The following is an 18,825-nucleotide window of genomic DNA, read 5'->3' on the forward strand; positions in this document are numbered from 1 at the left end:
AAAAGAGGTTAAGAGAACATGAGAGAACTCTTACAAAGGAAAGTTTTTGATTCCCGTATTAAGTCACAGGATACTACCGGAAAAGAAAGATGGTTGGGATATCTGTTTGGTCCTGCCGGTGCCCTGCTCTTGAATGCCGTACTGGCAACCTATTTAAATGTTTATTATACAGATGTACTGGATCTGACCCATTTCTGGGGAGGAGCATTTCTGGTGGTATTTCCCATTGTGTCAAAGATTATCGATGCATTTATCAATATATTAATGGGCTACATCATAGACCGGACCAGGACAAAGCAAGGAAAGGCAAGACCATGGCTTTTACTGTCAGCTCCTTTTCTGACACTTTCAGGTATCCTTTTGTTTGCCGTACCCAATGCCAGCAGTACGGTGCAGGTAATATGGGTAATGCTTTCCTATAACCTTTACTATTCCTTTGCCTTTACCATATATAACATGAGTCATAACCTAATGGTTCCGCTCTCTACCAGAGATACCCTGCAGAGGGGGAAATTATCCGTATTCAATCAGATTGCTACCATCATGATGAGCGGTATACTGGTAGCACTGGTATTCCCTATGATAATCATGCCTATGGTGGGACTGGACAAAGGACACTGGACAATCATTATGGGCTTGATATCAGCACTGGCACTTCCTTTAACGCTGATGGAATATTACTTTACCAAGGAACGTGTAACGGAAGAGACCAAGGGATTAGTAGAGGAAAAGCTGCAGTTTAGAAAACAGTTAAAGGTTATCTTTACAGACCGATTCATGCTGATTATCTTTGGATATTTCCTGCTTCAGATAACGGGTTCCACCATTAAGAACCTCGGACTGGTATATTATAGTAATTATGTCCTTGGTACCTATAATGACGGTATCACCCAAATGATGTTATCGGTAATCGGTGAAATCCCTATGGGAATCGGTGTGTTTGCTGTCTGGCCCCTGGCAAAGAAATTCGGTAAGAGAAACATAACTCTTGCAGGCTTTGTACTATATGGCATAGGAAGTGGTATCTGCTGGCTATTTCCAATAAATATGACGATTGTTTTAATTGGACAATTTATTAAGAATATTGGTGGGCTGCCCTGCGCTTATGTGTTTATGGCACTTTTTGCTGACACCCTGGATCATGTAGAATGGAAAGCAGGTTTTCGCTGTGATGGAATTGCTATGTCCGTATACAATACCATAGCGGTTGCTATGAGTGGAATCTGTACCGGAATCTTTAACGGGCTTCTGTCTGCTGCGGGCTACATAGCACCTTATCACGACGCAGCCGGGAAGCTGGTAGCAGTGCAGTCCCAGGGAGTTAAGAATGCTATCACTTTTTCTTTTGTAGGGTTTGAGACTCTGAGCAGCGTTGTAATTGTAATACTATTATTGTTTTTAAATGTTGAAAAAGATATTAACAGAAAACAAGCTGATATCAAAGCCAGAAGGGAGGAAAGACGATGTTAAAAATAACGGCATTGAAAATGGAAGGTCTTACTAATGGGTGTATCACAGACAGAAGACCGAATATTTCTTTTTCTCTGGAGTCTGACAGGGAAGGGGAGCATCTGGTAAAAGCTGTGATTACATCAGGCAGCTGGAGCTGTGAGACTGTGGACCAGGTAAATAATCTTTATGGAGGAGAGCTGCAACCCTTTACCAGATACGAGGTGTGGGTAGAGGCTGTGGGAAGCAGCGGTGAAACGACAAAGACTTCTGCTTTCTTTGAAACAGGAAGACTTCAAACCCCTTGGAAAGCAAAGTGGATTACGGATTTAAGTTATGATTATCCGGAGAAGGTATCACCTGTGCCTATGACTTTCCGCAGCCGTTTTGCTATAAACAAGAGAATCAGGCGCGGGTGGGTAAATGCTACTGCATTTGGGGTATATGAACTTATGCTTAACGGCAGAAAGGTGGGAGAGGACTATTTTGCACCGGGATTTACCTCCTATGAGCATCAACTTCAATATCAGACCTATGATATTACGGACAGGTTAAAGTCGGATAATATTATTACTGTTGTAGTAGCAGGAGGCTGGGCGGCCGGTTCCTTCAACTATAAAAGAAAGAATAAAATCAGTGCCGACAGGCAAGCCTTACTATGTGAACTGCACATTGAGTACGAGGATGGTACGCGGCAGGTAATCGGTACGGATGAAAGCTGGCAGGTGACGGAAGACGGAAATTACCGGATGGCAGAATGGTATGACGGGGAAACCTATGATGCAACCGTTGATTTAGATACAGTCACCTGGAAGCAGGCTGATGCAGCCAACCCACGAAGTAAACCGGAAATTCTTTCCCAATATGGCAGTCCGGTAAGGGTTCAAGAGATAAAAAAGCCGCAGAATATAACTTTGACCCCTTCTGGTGAAATCATCTATGACTTCGGACAGAATTTTGCAGGAGTGATATCTGCAAGACTGAAGGGAAAGAAAGGGCAGCAGATAATTTTCCGCCATGCCGAAGTACTGGTTAACGGAGAGCTATTTGTAAAATCCCTGCGTACCGCGAAAGCTACTGCAACCTATCACTGTCAGGACGGGGATCAAAGCTATTCGCCCAGGCTTACTTACATGGGCTTTCGGTATGTCGGAGTAACAGGAATAAAGAAGGAAGATATTGAGCTGACTGGATTGGTTCTACATTCTGATTTTGAAGAAACCGGCAGTTTTACCTGCTCCAATGAGCTTATCAACAAACTTCAAAGCAATATCCGCTGGGGCGGTAAATCAAACTTTGTAGATATCCCCACAGATTGTCCACAAAGAGACGAACGCCAGGGCTGGACGGGAGATTTTGCTGTATTTGCCCGCACTGCCTGCTATAATTTTGATATGGGACGTTTCATTGATAAATGGCTTCTGGACATGAGAGCGGAACAAGGTAAGGGAGGCGGTATCCCCATGGTTGTCCCAAGAGCCGGAGACAGCTGGCCTGCAATGGCGAATTCCTGCTGGGGAGATAGCTGCATTCTGGTACCCTGGGCTGAATATCTGGCAAGAGGAGATTTAGGACTGTTAAAAAGACAGTATCCGTGTATGAAGAAATTCCTGAAAGCCGCAAAATGGTGGTCGGGCTTGCTGTCCGTTACACCGAATGGCCGGCTTATCTGGCGTTTTCCCTTTCACTTCGGTGACTGGTGTGCACCTGATGAAACAATCAATCAGTGGCTAAAGAAGGGGAAATGGGTCGGAACGGCTTATTTTGCTAATTCCTGCGGTATTGTAGCTCAGATAGCGGAGCTTTTAGGAGAGAAGCGGGAGGCAGAGTACTATAAAAATCTCCGGTCAAGGATAATGAAAGCTTACTTTAAAGTATTTACCGATGGAAATGGAAGGCTTAAGAAGGAATTCCAGACTGCTTATGTTCTGCCGCTGCATTTTGATATGGCAGAAGGAGAGGAACAGAAAAAGCTGGCGGATAATCTGGTGAGGCTGGTGAAAGCTGCAGACAATCATCTAACGACGGGATTTACCGGAACCCCCTATCTGCTGTTTGCGCTGTCGGATAACGGCTATAGTGAGACTGCCTATGATGTGCTCCTGCAGGAGGGGTGCCCCTCCTGGCTCTATGAAGTAAAAGCGGGAGGTACTACAATCTGGGAACGCTGGGATGCCTTGCGTCCGGATGGAACGGTTAATATCGGTGACCTGGCAGGTAAAAAATCCGAAGAGGAATCGGGAGGCGGTATGGTATCCTTCAATCACTACGCTAACGGTGCCGTAGGAGATTGGCTGTACCGGCGCATGGCGGGTATTGAGGCAATCAGTGGCGGTTATAAGAACTTTCGTATTGCACCGATACCCGATAAGAGAATTACCTGGGTTAAAGGCAGCGTTATCACACCTTATGGCAGGATTTCTTCTGACTGGAAGAACGAGGATAATCACTTTTCCATCACGGTAGAAGTTCCCGTATCAACACAATGTACCCTAATGCTGCCAAATGGTGAGGAGCATTGTCTTGCCAGCGGAAGTTACAGCTTTTCTTATTAACTGTAAAGAATGTAATATTTCAGGTGGAGTATAAGAGGAATCTTTCGCTCCACCTGATTTTGAACTCGTCAAAAGCACGCAGATGAGAGATCCTTCTCACTATTTAACAGAAGTGCATATTTATAACCGACTTCGAACATCTATTACATGAGAAACAACTAATAGGAATTCGGAAGCTGAATAGTGAATTCACTTCCCTGTCCGGGCACGCTTTGGACCTGTATGGTACCACCGCATAAGCTGACAATACGGTATACCAGGGACAATCCAAGTCCGTTGCCGTCACGGGCTCTGGATTTATCAGCTTGGTAGAATTTCTCGAAAACATGCTTTATTTCCTGGGGGGATATTCCGATACCGGTATCTTTCACGGAAACGCAGACCAACTGCGGAGTGTTTTCGAGGGTTATATGGATTTTTCCTCCTTTTGGGGTGAATTTAATAGCATTAGACAATAAATTCGTCCAGACCTGCATCATTAAATCTTCGTTGCCGTACAGAAATGTTTTCGGTAACTCCAACTCCAGCTCCAGCTCCTTTTCCGTCCAGGCGTTTTCCAGAAACAGTATTGCCTGCCGCAGCTGTTCATCCAGGCGGTAGGAAGTCTGGTCTAAGATTTTTTCCTGATTTTCCAGCTTTGACAGCTTAAGAATATTAGAGGAAAGGGCACTGAACTGTCTGGTGCTCTCAAGTATCATGCAGGTATACTGTATCCGCTCCTCCTCTGCAAGCCCACTGTCTTGGAGTAAAGTTGCAAATCCCTCGATGGCAGCGATGGGGGTTTTGAATTCATGGGATATGTTAGCAATAAAATCATTCCGCATCATTTCTATACTGGAAAGTTCGTGGGCCATTTGATTGAAGTTTGTTAAGGTCTCCATTATTTCTTTGATCTGACTGGAGGTCTCCAGCTTAACATTGAAATTTCCGCCGGCTATTTCCCTTGAAGCATGGTTCAACTTGGTTATGGGTGTCAGTATCCGTTTTCCTACAAGAGATGTTATGATGGTACCGATGAGGATGCTGATTACAAGTACGGCACTGATAGCGAAGGGAAGACTGAATTCAAGCCGGTCCAGTAAATTAGTATTGATGGCAAAGAGAATAATGAAATACATAATGACCGAGGTCATAACCATTATGGCAAAAACAATTAATACGAAGTATTGCCAGAGACTTGGTTGTCTTTTCCTTTTCTGCTTATACATGATTTACACCCATTGCATATCCCAGACTGGTCTGGGATACTGCCACAAATAAGAATGTGTGAAAGATTCTCAGTGTGGCAACCTTTCTCTTTATAAATTTCTTTCACACTTGTTCCTTTCCGGTGTGCTGGTTCAGGTAAACCTTTAATCATTCGTCATTGTTTCCGGTTTTACTATTTTATAACCCAGACCGTGTACTGTAATAATTTTGATATCCTTATTGTCCTTGAGCCGGTCGCGTAAACGGTTAATATGAACATCTACCGTCCGCTCTTCGGAATCTGTATCCATACCCCATATTTCCTCCATTAATTTCTGCCTGGTAAAAGTCTTACCCGGGTAGGACATCAGTTTATATAGGACATAAAATTCTTTTTGAGGCAATTGTACTTCTTTTCCCTCATAGATTATTGCCAGACTATCATAGATAAGGGAGGTACTTCCCCAAAGTATTTTGTGCTCCGATACGATTTTTGCTCTTCTCATCAAGGCATGTATTCGAAGAATCATTTCATTTACATCTACAGGCTTTATCATATAATCGTCGGTTCCGACAAGAAAACCACGTTTTTTATCTTCGAAGGTATCCTTTGCTGTTATCATCAGTACTGGAAGGGCAGGGTTATATTCTCGTAAAAGCTTTGTCAATGCATATCCATCCAGATTCGGCATCATAATATCGGTTATAACCAGATCAACATGGTCACGTTCCATCATTTCAAGGGCTACTTCACCGTCCCCGGCAGGGAGTGGATTAAAATTATTTTTCTTTAGAACGGTGCAAAACAGATGTCGTAATTTTGAATCATCTTCTACTACAAGTATATTAAGCATAAATCCTCCTTCTTATAATTTTATGAATGTATTATATCACTCAGATGTAAACAATTTTTAAACTTTGTAAATTATTATATCATATATAGTAGTATTTTTTATATGAAATTGTCGGAACTGCTTAAGGTCATAATTAATTATCATTGTAAAGTTAATAAAAAGTTTAAATTAGATTGTTATAATCTTGGTATTAAAAATTACACATTAAACATTAGGAGGAAACATGTTAACTTATTTAAAAAAAATGAAAACAAGTATTAAAGTAGTAATAGCTTTACTATTTGTAGTATTTATAACAGGAGGTATTGTATTCTTTAACCTGACTGTTTATCAGGAGGATAAAAATTACAAACCGGCACCGAATGATGAGAATTTTCGTACAGCTCTTTCCGTAAGCCCTTTTTCCGGAGAAGCCTTTGAAGAAGGATATCAGTATAAGGCAGGAGATTTATCTGCCGAAAACAGAGAGGAGCTGGAGAAAGTTTTTATTGAAGCCGGTGCTACCGAAATGTATGCAAGGATAGCAACAAAACGTTTTAAGACCGAGGATAATATAGTAAATGGAGAACTTGATTCCAATGCAAATTATCATACCCTGGAGCAGGGACTTGAACTATGCAGGCTGGCGGCAAAACTAAACATTCCAATTAATCCCGAAATTATGTGTGCCTATACCTATATGGATATGGACAGACAGCAGGCACCGGATTTCAGCGAATATCCGGAAATTTATGAGCTTCAGAATGGTAAGGCCTGGGAAGAGCTGACATTGGAGGAAATGTGCACTGTGCTGAAGGCTTACGGTGAATTCGTAGCTACGGAAATCTTAAAAACCGGATGCATTGTTGACAACTGGAATATCGGAAATGAAGCCAATTATGGATTTGCCGGAGTAAATGTAGGTTTAAAAACCGCTGTCAATGGAAAGCTGGCAAAGGTACCTGCCTGGAAAAAAAATATTCTTCCGGTACTGGGAACAAGCTGGCTGAAAAATAATGTATGGAAATATAATGCAAAACAAATGGCTGCTGTGGCGGAAGGCATAAAGTCTGCTTATAAAAAGCTGGATATTGATCCCAGCGGTATCAAATTTTCCACCCATATAGCTACTGTTGTAACAACCGTGCATAATGCAGTCACATATTTTAAGACTCTGCAGGAAAACGGCTTCCCTTTGGATACCGCCGGAATTAGTTTCTATCCCAGTGCGCCGGGTGTGTATATTAATAAGATTACCATGTTTAAGAAAATTGTAACGGCTATAAATGAGGAATGCAATATACCGGTGTTCGTTGCAGAATTTTCATATCCCTCCGGGGAGGTTGAGGGAGCATATGCTGGCTGGTCCAATACGGTTAAAGGGTATCCACATAATGAAGAGGGACAGGCTGCTATTTACAGGGATATTGTAGAGTGGGGGAAAACCCATGGTCTGGCAGGCATCCGCTATTGGGCACCAGATTTCAGCGGCTGGGGAAGCATGTCCATGTTTTCCTATGATAACAAAGAAGCAGCTGCAAAAGAAATTATATTGCAGCAGCTGAAATAATTGGGAAGCAGGATTTGTTGCTGTTACCCATAATACTGTAAATATGCATTCATTAACTATGAAAGATAGATTCGGTAAAAGAAAGGATAATTATGCTAGAAAAAACCTATATGAAAATGAAGAACATTGGAATTACGAATATTGCGTTTGGCGTATTAAGCATAGTAGTAGGAATAGTCAGTATATGGGGGGGCAAGAATCTATTGAAAAGCAAAAATAAATTACTTTTTTGAAAAGAGTACTTTACTGTCATCATATATGGAAACGGCATTGTCCGACAAACGGAAAATCATCTCAGCCAATTCCTCGGGACTCATGTCAAAGCCGGCTTCAAACCATTTTGTTATTAAGCTTAAACAGCCCATGATCACATAGCGGTATATATAGTTGGAGGTTTTTTCATCACATTGAAGGTTCAGGTTAATTTCTAAATTCCCGATGGAGGTATTAATAAAGGCTGTCTGGAAGGACATATTCTCCTGACGGCATAGCAGGGTATAAAAAATATCGGAATTTGCCTTCATATAATACAGGAGTTCCTTTAGATAATGAAGACTGTTTAAATCGGAGTCTATTTTTTTCAAATGTTCCCTGGCATTAAGTAAAAGATCTTCTTCTATCTCCTTTAAAAGGGCAAACTGGTCTGTATAAGAAAGATAGAAGGTAGAGCGGTTGATATCTGCATTTTCACAGAGCTCTTTAACGGTAATTTTACTGATGGGTTTGGTATGCATTAGTTCAATTAAGCTGTTTTTCAATAAAGTTTTCGTAAGTTTTATCCGTTGGTTTTCCTTTTTTTTCACTTGAAAGATTCCTTTCGTATTTAAGATGGTGATTAATTTATTGAAATATGTTGATTTAATGACATTTTTATTGAATGTGTCTATTCAATAGCAATTAAAAATAAACTGATGGTTGTAAAATAGACGCTATGTCATTTATTATATGGCTATACAAATGATAAGTCAAGTAAAAGGACCTCAAAGGAGGGTAGCATATGAAAGTATTTATGATAGGCGGTACTGGGTTACTGGGTAGCGAAGCAGCAAAGGAATTAATAAACAGAGGGCATGAGGTGGTATCAATTGCACTGCCGCCTTTGCCAACCGGAGCGGTATTACCAACCCAGATGAAAATTGAGTTTGGAAATTACCTGGAGATGTCCGATGATGAATTGAAAAAATATTTCAACGGTTGTGAAGGTTTTGTATTTGCAGCTGGAGTGGACGAAAGGGTGGAAGGGCCTGCACCAATTTATGATTTGTTTCGGAAATATAATATAGACCCCGTAAAACGGCTTCTCCGCTTAGCCAGGGAATGTGGGGTGAAGCATTCGGTTATTTGCGGATCCTATTTTGCTTATTTTAATAAAATCTGGCCGGAAAAGGAGCTTACTAAGTGGCATCCTTATATCCGAAGCAGAAGGGATCAGGAGGAAGCAGCTATGTCCATGGCAGATAAGGATTTTCATGTTGCAGTCTTAGAACTTCCTTATATCTTTGGAACCCAGCCGGGACGTAAGCCGGTATGGATGTTCCTGGTAGAAAGCATAAGAAACATGAAAGGGGTTACTCTTTATCCCAAAGGCGGAACTACTATGGTTACGGTAGTTCAGGTAGCACAAGCTATTGCAGGAGCTATTGAAAGGAATAAAGGCGGTAATTGCTATCCCATAGGCTACTATAATATGGAATGGAAGGACATGTTATCCATCGTCCATAAACATCTGGGTTGTCCCGGAAAAAAGATTGTTACCATACCGAATTGGATGTATGCTGCAGGTGGCAGAAAACTTATGAAAGAGCAGCAGAAGAAGAATCTGGAAGGTGGACTTCACATGGTTAAATTCACAGAACTTCAGTGTTCTAAGCAATTTATAGATAAGTCGTTAGGGTGTATACCTCTTGGGGTAAAGCCTGATGATATAGATAAGGCAATAGGAGATTCTATTCGTTTATGTCTTAATATCATGGATAAAAAAGTAAATGCACTGGATATGAAAGGGGAATAAAAATGAAAAAACAAAGAGTGTTACTGACCGGAGCCTCAGGCGGTATGGGGTCTCTCGGATTGAAGGAATTACTAAAAGATACGGATAAGCAGGAAATTACTGTACTGGTTCTTGATACGGAGACAGACAGACAAAAGATGAAAGAATTTGAAAATAAAAAAGGACTTACCATCTATTGGGGTGATCTTACCAATTATAAGGACGTATATGAGTGTGTTAAAAATGTGGACATCGTTCTTCATGTTGCAGCTCTGGTATCACCTATAGCGGATTATAAACCTAAACTTGCCATGAAGATAAATTACGGATCTATGAAAAATATAATTACTGCCATCAAAGAGCAAGGAAGAATGGATGAAGTAAAGGTAGTATCCATTGGTACCATAGCGGAAACAGGGGACCGGATGCCGCCTATTCATTGGGGAAGAGTTGGTGATCCCTTAAAACCTAGTGTTTATGATTATTATGCCGTTTCTAAAATAGCAGCAGAACGTCTCCTCATTGAATCGGGCTTAAAATATTGGGCCAGCTTAAGGCAGACCGGAATTATGGGACCGGCAATGAGTAAGATAAGGGATGCTATTATGTATCATAATTGCCTGGATAATGTGCTGGAATATGTATCTGACAGGGATTCGGGAATACTCCTTGGAAATCTTGCACGTTTTCATTACACCGGTGAGCTGGAAGAAGATTTCTGGGGACATATTTATAATATCGGTGGTGGAGAAAGCTGTAGGGTAGATACATTTACCATGTATAAGGAACTGTATGGTGCAATTGGATTTAAGGATTTAAAATATGTCATTGAACCTAAGTGGTATGCAACGAGAAATTTCCACGGGCAGTTTTATCTGGATTCGGATAAGCTGGAGAAACATCTGCATTTCAGACATGATTCCATGCAGTATTTTTACGATGCTTATTTGGAAACTCTCGGATCAACAGTGACAGTGGCAAGGGTTATGTGTAAACTACCCGGAGGGCAGAAACTCATGGGAAGTATCATGAAGAAGATGTTTTTAAAGGATGCAAGAACGGAGCACGGTACCGTCCGTTTCATCGAGCAGAATATGGAAGACCACATTGATGCCTATTGGGGAAGTAAAAGGGCATGGGAAGAAATTCCGGAAAATATCAATGATTTTAAACACTTTAAAAACTGGGATAAGGTAGTGCATATTGACCATGGTTACGATGAATCAAAGCCGGAAGAAGAACTTGATATAAAGGATATAAACGATGCTGCTAAATTCCGGGGAGGCGAATGTAAATCTACAACGATGAAAAAGGGTGACTGGAAGGGAAAACTTAAATTTAAGTGTGCCTTTGGACATGAATTTGAAGCGAGTCCCCGTCTTATTTTGGAAGGGGGACACTGGTGCCCGGAATGTGAACGTAAGAGTTGGAATTATGCTGCCAGAGCAAAGGTTGATCCTTTCTTTGCACAGGTATGGAATCCCCTTCATGATAAGAATGAAAAAGGACGCGAGTATAAGAAAGAGGTTACAGAACTAGAACTATAACTAAAGTATTAATCTACCTGTGGTATAAGATTTAAAAAGCTTATATCACAGGTATTTTTGGTAAGAAAATCATCAGAATTTTATCACCTTGTGTGCTTTAGGCCATAATGCTATTATAATATCGTAATAAGAAAAGACAAAACAAATTTCAAAAGAGTATTCTATGAAAAATAAAATAGTAAATTATTTTTATATTTATATAACAATATACTGGAGACATTAGCCAATATGAATTATACTTATAACAGATATTAAAGAAACTGGAGGCCTGGACAAACAGTGAGCAAGATATGTAGGTGTGTTTTTTTATTGGTTGGATTGAAATATATTCCCGGTTACCGAGGTGCACCCCATTGTTATTGCAGCAACTATTAGAGATGTGTGAAATTTGTAAAAATGATACATCTGTTTTTGTCAGACGGAGAAATACAAAATATTAAAAAATATGTTCCTCAAGTGTTAGGCGGGATACCGCATTTGATTGTAGGTGGGAATGAAAATGCAGTTCCGATTGGCCTTTATGGGGATTGATGGACAGAAACTTGAAATGCTGTTTATCGCAGTGGAAGAAAGAGGAAAATGCTTGGGGAAGAAGTTGCTTAGATATGGAATTGAAAATTTTGAATTTAGAGGGAGGCTTGGGGCTTTGCAAGAGCAGAGATTTACAAAAAAGGACTGGATGCTTTTCAGAAATAAAATTGGTGATTGGCAGGAAGCCTATATGGACAGGCTCAATAAGGAATATATAGAATTACTAAGTGAAGACGCTAATCCATCAGAAAAGTTTTGGAGGCTGGACAGGAGAATAAAGGAAGATAGGAAGAAAACTGGCGTTCATTTAGAAATGAGCCGATCGAACCTTGTTTATAACATTATTTCCCTTATAAGTGATAGCGCGATTAGTTTTGAAGATCTCGAAGAGTTCAGTGATGAGTTAAAGGAAACTGTTAAGTGTTTATGTTGAGAGATAGTTTAGAGTATATGAAGTTTTGAATTGTAATTCAGATAGAAATTAAAACAAGGAGTAAAGAGTGAAAATCTGTGATTTTCTCGCTGTATCTAATTCGTAATTAGAGCTGGTAATTGCAAATATCAAATGAAATTTATTCGAAGTAAGAAAGTAAGAAAGTAAGATAATAGATAGTATGGTATAGAACATGAAAGGTGGTTTGGTAATGAAAATTCTTATAGTCGGTTATTTTACCGAGATCTCAAAATCAAATATTACAAGGCATTTTCCGAAAGACTGGGAAATAGTAATTGTTCAGCCTGGAAAAGAAATGCTGCATCATATTGAAGACTGCCAGGTAATCATACCTGAACATATCAAAGTAGATCACAACCTACTTTCCATAGCAAAAAGTTTAAAATTGGTACAGACAGGTGCAGGATATGATAATGTAGATATCGACGCCTGCACGCAGTTCGGCATTTGGGTGGCTAATGCTTCAGGAGTGAATGCAAAGGCAGTGGCCGAGCATGTAATGGCATTGATATTGGCTTATTATAAAAACATACCGTTTCTTGATGCTTTCATGAAAAACAGAATAGATGAAAGTCAATTGGATTATACAGGAAGTGAATTAACAGGTAAAACGATTGGAATTGTAGGCTATGGCGCTATCGGTAAAAAAGTAGCTGATTTTTGCAGGGTTTTTGATATGAATGTGCTGGCATATGCTAGAAATGCTGTTGTACAATCTGATGATTTTGTGAAAATGACGGATTTCGATAATCTTGTAAGTACATCAGACATAGTAACTGTACATGCATCCCTGAATCCGCTAACCAAACAGCTGATCGACAAAGAAGTATTCAGGAAAATGAAGAATACTGCACTTTTTATAAATACGGCCCGCGGTGGAATTGTCAATGAAAAAGACTTAATAGATGCTTTAAAAAATGGAGATATTTCAGGTGCATGCCTGGATGTGTTTGAAGCTGAACCGCTTTCAACCGACAGTGAGCTTCGGAATCTGAGTAATGTGATACTTACTCCCCATACGGCAGGTATGCCTGACGGTCTAAAATTCCATAAAAAAAGATATGATTTCTTTGTGAATAATATAAAACGTGTAGAGAATGGTGAAGAGCCTGAAAACAAGCTCAATCAGCTATTATAGATCTTTACTCATTTTCTTCATTATTTATTTTATAAAGATATTGCGTACCCCAATCACATAACGATTTGAGAACAGGTTCTAAAGTTTGTCCTATTTCTGTAAAAGAATACTCAACCTTTGGTGGTACCTCTGGATATACATTTCTTTTTATGATACGTTGTTCTTCAAGTTCTCGCAACTAAAGGAATAAACGTTTTATTTTATAATAAGCCTTCCAACGATTTATATTTGATATTTATATTTTACAGCATAGTGCAATATATAGTTCTATACTCAGAAGGAGAATAACCAAAGTTCTTTTTGAACATCCTTCCAAAGTGTGTTAAATCAGAAAAGCCAACCCTCTCAATAATCTCAGAGACAGGTAACAGAGTTTCTTTTAGCATTTTAGATGCTAAATACAGTCTTAGCCTGATAAGATACTCCATAACCGGATAACCTGTAATCTCACGAAATTTTTCTGTTAACGAGGTTCTGTTGATATGAAATTTTTCGGTAAGCTCCTGTATGGTTATTTTATTCATATAATTTGTATATAAATACAAAATTATCTCTTTGGTTTCACCAGGGTCTTTATTAAGCTCTACACTTTCAAGGGTTTCATCAATAATTAGTAATCTTGATAACAAAAAAAGCATTTCTATCAGATAGGTTCTGCTCCTGCAGGGCCAATCATTATCCTTTTGAATATCCAGGGCATCCTTTATATTGTCAATAATGTTACTGATTCTGTGAGCATTGCCCGGACCAAGATGTAACAGACCTATAAATTCATTTGGTTTTCTTAAAAACGGATTTAACCAGTATAGATCTTGTGTTTCATTTACAGACAGCTGATTATTAGATGCCTTAAGTACAGGAAAATCGAAATGTTGATTAATAATTTGTGGATGAAAGAAGATTGCTGTGCACTGAAGAGATACTTCCGATTCCAATAAAAATGTATCTGTCTCATTCAGGCAGAGGGCAGACGGAGCTACGATGATTTGCTTACGATTATTAAGAGTAAGTATTCCAGTACCAGACACAACAAAAATCATTTTATAATGATCCCGCTTATTTGCACCATCTGAGAAGCAATTCTCATTTGTATGGCAGATAGGAAGCTGATAACCTGGATAATATTTTCTACCCTCTGTAAAGTATGTACTCATATGACACCCCCCTGAGCAATGATATCTATAATTATATCACTGCTCAGGAAAAAAACATAGAATTTCCTATTATTTACCAAGTATTTTTAACTCTTCACACAGCTTTAATCCAAAAGCTACTGATGCATCTGGATTTCTTCCTGTAATAATATTACCGGATACAACAACTTCTTTATCAACATATATAGCACCATTCTTGGTTAATTCCTTGATACCGTCACTCCAGGGGAACATGGTTGCTTTTTTATCCTTGAGAATACCGGCTCTTGCCAAAACTGGAGGTGCTGCACAGATTGCTGCTATGATCTTTTTTTCCTTATTTGCATCTTTTATTAGGTTCCTGAGATCTTTGTCATCCCACAGACTACTGATTACTCCTGTGCCACCAACGATAACAATCGCATCATAATCCTTTGCTTTTGCATTGGATATCATAATATCAGTGGTACAGGTTGAGCCATTTAACCCAAGCGCTTTTGATGTAGTGCTTGCTACAGTTATATTAGCTCCGTTTACCTCAAGCAACGTTTTAGGAAGGTAGAACTCTACATCCTCAAAATCCTTAGGAGCTACTACCATAAGCACGTTTTTAGGGAACTTTCTGATTTTCAAAGCATCACAGATAGCCAGTCCAAAGCTTTTGGATGCAGCTGGATTCTTACCTGTCACTATATTTCCATCGGTAACAGTCTCCTCATTAACATATATGGCACCTCTTGTGGTGAGTTCCTTTATTCCGTCCTCCCAAGGAAACATGGTAACTGTTTTACCCTTCAATATACCGGCCTTAGCGAGAGTTGGGGGAGCTGCACACATAGCTGCTACTATTTTGTTTTGAGAATTAAATTGCTGAAGCAGTGTTCTCAGTTCTTCGTTATCCCATAAACTACCTATAACGCCTGTTCCTCCTGGTAAAACGATGGCATCGTAGTCCTCAGCCTTTGCAGTACTGATTTTGATATCTGGTGTTATTTTAAATCCATTAAGACCAATTGCTGTATCAGTTGTTGTGCTGGCTATTGTTACCTTTGCACCGTTAGCCTTTAAGATAGCCATAGGTTCAACAACTTCACAGTCTTCAAAATCCTTTGGTGCAATCACCATGAGTACCTTTTTTTGTGCGGATGTTTCCTTTGCACTGACGGTATTGATTGGACCAGATACAAAAGCTCCAAGCACCATAGATAAACTCATTGCTAAACAAATCATTTTTTTTAATACTTTCATGATTTCAATTACCTCCTTTTGATATCCATAGTTTAGCAAATATGAATTTGATCTGTAATAGCGAATTGTCAGTGCTTTTCGGTGTATTAACAGGAAAAATAAACTTCATGAAGGATACATTAGAAGTTTCTATCATTGAGTGCCTGGATGCAATCTTTAAAAAACTGGAAGCACAAACAGATAAGATGAATTTTAAATTTATTGGAGGAGAAAAAAGTGTCTTAATAGATAAAATTGAATATATAGAGAGTCAAAAGCATAGGGTGGTTTCTATATACTTGAACCAGAAGTAACGGAATATAGCATTTATGCGAAATTAGATGATATTGAAGTGCTGTTAAAGGAAAATAAATTTCTGCGTATCCATAAAAGCTATCTTGTAAATATGAGGCATATTATAAAAGCAAATAACTATAAGGTGGCTTTGACTTCCGGACAAGAACTATCAATCCCTAAATTAAGATATCGGGCTGTTAAGGAAGCTCTTTCAAAAATAGGGGACTGACAGTTTGCTAATCTGCCTATCCCCTATTTTTTATATTACTACAACCATATTGAATATCGTACCTAATCAATTCTAGCTATTTTATAGCACATTTTGCTTTGTTTATTTTGGGGCCTGTATGATCAATATTATATTGTTCTTCTCCCCATGCATACAGCTCATTTAGCGTAGGTAGTAAGGCTTTCCCTCTTTCTGTTAATGAGTATTCTACTTTAGGCGGAACTGAATTATGCTGAAATCTATGAACCAGACGATGTTCTTCAAGCTCTCGCAATGATTTTGTCAACATTATATTGGTTATTCCAGTTACACTTCTTTTCAATTCGTTATATCTTGTTGTCTCTTTGCCGAAAAGATACCACATTATCGGAAGTTTCCATTTCTGCCCTATGATATCAAGGGCATAGATAATCGGACATTTAATTTCATATATATTTTCAGCAGGTAATCCTGGAGCATATTGAATCTGTTTATCTGACATAGCAAATCTCCCTAATAGTTTAAATTATATACTAAGGCAGAAAAAGTTGCGTACTACTATTTATTTTTCCATCTAGTATAATCATTATAGCAGTTTAATAAAAAAAAGGAAGGTACTATAATGAAAATTATTGCGATTAATGGTAGTCCACGAAAAAATTCTAATACGGCGGTACTTTTAGAGCATGCATTAGAAGGAGCATCATTACAAGGAGCGGAAACTGAACTTATCAATCTTTATGATTTAGATTATAAAGGCTGTATGAGTTGCTTTGCCTGTAAATTAAAGGGCGGTAAGAGCTATGGTAAATGTGCATACAAAGATGAACTATCTCCTGTTTTAGAAAAAGTTTTAGCAGCTGACGCCCTTTTGCTCGGTTCGCCTATATACTTTCATGCAGTAACTGGCGAAATGCGTTCCTTTTTGGAACGATTGATGTTTCCAATTTTAACTTATACAGAAGATTATAAAGGATTATTAAAGAAAAAAATTCCAGTTGGTTTTATCTATAATATGAATGTCACAAAAGAATACATGATAGAAGCAAACTATCTTCAAGTTTTAAGATTTGCAGAGAATAGTTTAGAAAGTCTTTTTGGTTCCTGTGAATCTTTGGCCGTAAATGATACGTTACAGTTTAAAGACTATTCTAAATATGTTGTTACTGTCTTTGATGAAAATAAAAAGAAAAAGGTAAAAGAAGAGCAATTTCCGATTGATTGTGAAAGTGCTTTTCAGCTCGGTTCACGATTAATTCAAAGGGTAATTTTCCATTAACAACTATAGGTAAAAATAGAGTCTTAGAATTTACTGATAGCGAGGGAAACGATATCGAAATTACTTGTCCGATATAACAATACTAATGAATAGAATTCTTTAAAAGTGAAATATGGGAACTTTAAACGAGTTCCCATAAAATATACCATATTATCAACACTGTTCTTTAACAAAGCCAAAATTTATAAAGCTGATGGATGGAGACGAGTAATAAATTACTCGGAGTAATTTATTACTCATCTCCATCTGTCAGCTTTTATTATAAGCTCAGAAAGATTGCATTTTAGAATCGGGGCAACATATTGACTTAGAATTGATAAAAGAGGAAATAAGTTTCTGCCTCCTTATCCGGAAAGAATTCAAGTCACTTTTTCTGACATATATCGGTATGGACGAATTATTATAGCATACGATTTCAGACGAATCTTTTAATACTTTTAAATTCATTGCATAACCTACTGGATACATAAATGCGCATGATTATTATTGAATCAGGTAAGATAATGGCTGAATTCGTATTGTTTATGTATTATAATTATAACATATTATCAAAAAAATTATGTAAGAAAAGAGGAGTGTTAGATGGGAAAGATAATCTTCATAGATGTAGATGGAACACTGGTAGATTATGAGGCAAACCTACCAGATTTAGCAGTTGAAGCAATTAGAAGAGCCAGAAAAAATGGTCATAAAGTTTATATCAGTACAGGAAGAAGCAAGGCTGAGGTCTATAAAAATATATGGGATATCGGTCTGGACGGAATGATAGGAGGTAATGGCAGTTTCGTAGAGGACAAAGGTAAGGTGATTATGCATCAGACAATAACCGAAGAGCAATGCAGACGAATCGTCGACTGGCTGCATGAAAAGAAGATTGAATTTTATTTAGAAAGCAACAATGGATTATTTGCCAGTGAAAAATTTGAACTGGCAGCAGATAAGACAATGAAAGAATATGCCAGACGAAAAGGAAATGATCAATCAGAAGTGGTAACGGTTCGCACAATTTACCCGGGAATGATCTTTGATGGAGAACTCTATAGGAAAGATCTGAATAAAGTCAGTTATATCCTTAATACTTATAAGGATTATTTGGATACGAAAGAGCAATTTCCAGATATGGAGAATGGAACCTGGGGTGGAAAAGGGGAAGAAGCGCTTTTTGGTGATCTGGGAGTCAAGGATATTACAAAAGCAAATGCCATAGAATATCTTTTGAAATATTTAGGCGCGGACAGGAAAGATACTATAGCATTTGGTGATGCAAAAGTTGACGTCCCGATGTTAGAGTACTGCGAAATTGGTGTTGCTATGGGAAGTGGTGGGGAAGAGATAAAAAAGATGGCAGATATGGTTACGGATGACGTGGATAAAGATGGGTTGTATAAAGCTTTTGTACGGTTGAATTTAATTTAGGAAGAAGGTC

17 protein-coding genes and 1 pseudogene are annotated in these 18,825 nt (G+C 38.7%); 11 read left to right on the forward strand and 7 right to left on the reverse strand.

Annotated features, from left to right (window positions below):
- Window positions 1–18 precede the first annotated feature (18 nt).
- Together BR73_RS0110090 and BR73_RS0110095 are read left to right on the forward strand one after the other, a co-directional pair.
- Window positions 19–1,470 carry an MFS transporter gene (locus BR73_RS0110090; RefSeq protein WP_051685102.1) on the forward strand — a complete coding sequence of 484 codons (1,452 nt, stop codon included), beginning with the start codon at window positions 19–21 and terminating at the stop codon, window positions 1,468–1,470.
- On the forward strand, window positions 1,464–4,004 hold the full coding sequence (locus BR73_RS0110095) for a family 78 glycoside hydrolase catalytic domain (protein WP_033165425.1): 2,541 nt from the start codon (window positions 1,464–1,466) through the stop codon (window positions 4,002–4,004). The genes BR73_RS0110090 and BR73_RS0110095 overlap by 7 nt, the downstream gene beginning before the upstream one ends.
- Window positions 4,005–4,162: 158 nt before the next feature.
- Here the strand turns inward: BR73_RS0110095 and BR73_RS0110100 are convergent, their stop codons facing one another.
- Together BR73_RS0110100 and BR73_RS0110105 are read right to left on the reverse strand one after the other, a co-directional pair.
- Complete coding sequence (locus tag BR73_RS0110100) at window positions 4,163–5,212, reverse strand: HAMP domain-containing sensor histidine kinase (RefSeq protein ID WP_033165426.1); 1,050 nt, start codon at window positions 5,210–5,212, stop codon at window positions 4,163–4,165.
- A 144-nt stretch (window positions 5,213–5,356) separates the two neighbouring features.
- The gene (locus BR73_RS0110105; protein WP_033165427.1) at window positions 5,357–6,046 is read right to left on the reverse strand and encodes a response regulator transcription factor; all 690 of its coding nucleotides are present in this window, start codon (window positions 6,044–6,046) and stop codon (window positions 5,357–5,359) included.
- 223 nt (window positions 6,047–6,269) lie between these two features.
- Here BR73_RS0110105 and BR73_RS0110110 point away from each other — a divergent pair, with 223 nt between their 5' ends.
- Complete coding sequence (locus BR73_RS0110110) at window positions 6,270–7,595, forward strand: glycosyl hydrolase 53 family protein (protein WP_051685103.1); 1,326 nt, start codon at window positions 6,270–6,272, stop codon at window positions 7,593–7,595.
- A gap of 221 nt (window positions 7,596–7,816) precedes the next feature.
- Here the strand turns inward: BR73_RS0110110 and BR73_RS0110115 are convergent, their stop codons facing one another.
- Window positions 7,817–8,398, reverse strand: coding sequence for a TetR-like C-terminal domain-containing protein (locus BR73_RS0110115; protein ID WP_033165428.1), 582 nt, complete (start codon window positions 8,396–8,398; stop codon window positions 7,817–7,819).
- A gap of 194 nt (window positions 8,399–8,592) precedes the next feature.
- On the opposite strand from BR73_RS0110115, the gene BR73_RS0110120 reads away from it, so the two are divergent.
- The 4 genes from BR73_RS0110120 to BR73_RS0110135 all read left to right on the forward strand — a co-directional run bounded on the left by BR73_RS0110120 (window position 8,593) and on the right by BR73_RS0110135 (window position 13,255).
- The gene (locus BR73_RS0110120; protein WP_033165429.1) at window positions 8,593–9,606 is read left to right on the forward strand and encodes an NAD(P)-dependent oxidoreductase; all 1,014 of its coding nucleotides are present in this window, start codon (window positions 8,593–8,595) and stop codon (window positions 9,604–9,606) included.
- A gap of 2 nt (window positions 9,607–9,608) precedes the next feature.
- Window positions 9,609–11,132 (forward strand): NAD(P)-dependent oxidoreductase, encoded by a 1,524-nt coding sequence (locus BR73_RS0110125; RefSeq protein WP_033165430.1) that lies wholly within the window; start codon window positions 9,609–9,611, stop codon window positions 11,130–11,132.
- 499 nt (window positions 11,133–11,631) lie between these two features.
- A complete protein-coding gene (locus BR73_RS0110130; protein WP_347463391.1) occupies window positions 11,632–12,096 on the forward strand; it encodes a hypothetical protein in 465 nt (154 codons plus the stop codon).
- Between the two features lie 211 nt (window positions 12,097–12,307).
- Complete coding sequence (locus BR73_RS0110135) at window positions 12,308–13,255, forward strand: NAD(P)-dependent oxidoreductase (RefSeq protein WP_033165431.1); 948 nt, start codon at window positions 12,308–12,310, stop codon at window positions 13,253–13,255.
- Between the two features lie 4 nt (window positions 13,256–13,259).
- Here BR73_RS0110135 and BR73_RS0110140 read toward each other — a convergent pair whose 3' ends face one another.
- From BR73_RS0110140 to BR73_RS29110, 3 genes are all read right to left on the reverse strand, one after another.
- Window positions 13,260–13,433 (reverse strand): winged helix-turn-helix transcriptional regulator, encoded by a 174-nt coding sequence (locus tag BR73_RS0110140; protein WP_081848605.1) that lies wholly within the window; start codon window positions 13,431–13,433, stop codon window positions 13,260–13,262.
- Between the two features lie 64 nt (window positions 13,434–13,497).
- Window positions 13,498–14,409 (reverse strand): AraC family transcriptional regulator, encoded by a 912-nt coding sequence (locus BR73_RS0110145; protein ID WP_051685104.1) that lies wholly within the window; start codon window positions 14,407–14,409, stop codon window positions 13,498–13,500.
- Window positions 14,410–14,478: 69 nt separating this feature from the next.
- Window positions 14,479–15,636, reverse strand: a complete 1,158-nt coding sequence (locus BR73_RS29110; RefSeq protein WP_081848606.1) for a DJ-1/PfpI family protein — start codon at window positions 15,634–15,636, stop codon at window positions 14,479–14,481.
- 107 nt (window positions 15,637–15,743) lie between these two features.
- Here BR73_RS29110 and BR73_RS27315 point away from each other — a divergent pair, with 107 nt between their 5' ends.
- Window positions 15,744–15,929, forward strand: coding sequence for a hypothetical protein (locus tag BR73_RS27315; RefSeq protein WP_051685105.1), 186 nt, complete (start codon window positions 15,744–15,746; stop codon window positions 15,927–15,929).
- Window positions 15,930–16,217: 288 nt separating this feature from the next.
- On the opposite strand, the gene BR73_RS0110160 is transcribed toward BR73_RS27315, so the two are convergent.
- Window positions 16,218–16,622, reverse strand: coding sequence for a helix-turn-helix domain-containing protein (locus tag BR73_RS0110160; RefSeq protein ID WP_051685106.1), 405 nt, complete (start codon window positions 16,620–16,622; stop codon window positions 16,218–16,220).
- A gap of 120 nt (window positions 16,623–16,742) precedes the next feature.
- Here BR73_RS0110160 and BR73_RS0110165 point away from each other — a divergent pair, with 120 nt between their 5' ends.
- From BR73_RS0110165 to BR73_RS0110170, 3 genes and pseudogenes are all read left to right on the forward strand, one after another.
- The gene (locus BR73_RS0110165) at window positions 16,743–17,399 is read left to right on the forward strand and encodes a flavodoxin family protein (RefSeq protein WP_033165433.1); all 657 of its coding nucleotides are present in this window, start codon (window positions 16,743–16,745) and stop codon (window positions 17,397–17,399) included.
- Window positions 17,372–17,476: pseudogene (locus BR73_RS29360) on the forward strand (VOC family protein); the annotation flags it as partial. The gene BR73_RS0110165 and the pseudogene BR73_RS29360, both read left to right, overlap by 28 nt.
- Window positions 17,477–17,981: 505 nt before the next feature.
- A complete protein-coding gene (locus tag BR73_RS0110170; RefSeq protein ID WP_033165434.1) occupies window positions 17,982–18,815 on the forward strand; it encodes an HAD family hydrolase in 834 nt (277 codons plus the stop codon).
- The last annotated feature ends 10 nt before the right edge of the window (window positions 18,816–18,825 follow it).

It is taken from the genome of Clostridium sp. KNHs205, assembly GCF_000702945.1.
Classification (GTDB): Bacteria; Bacillota; Clostridia; order Lachnospirales; family Lachnospiraceae; genus Anaerocolumna.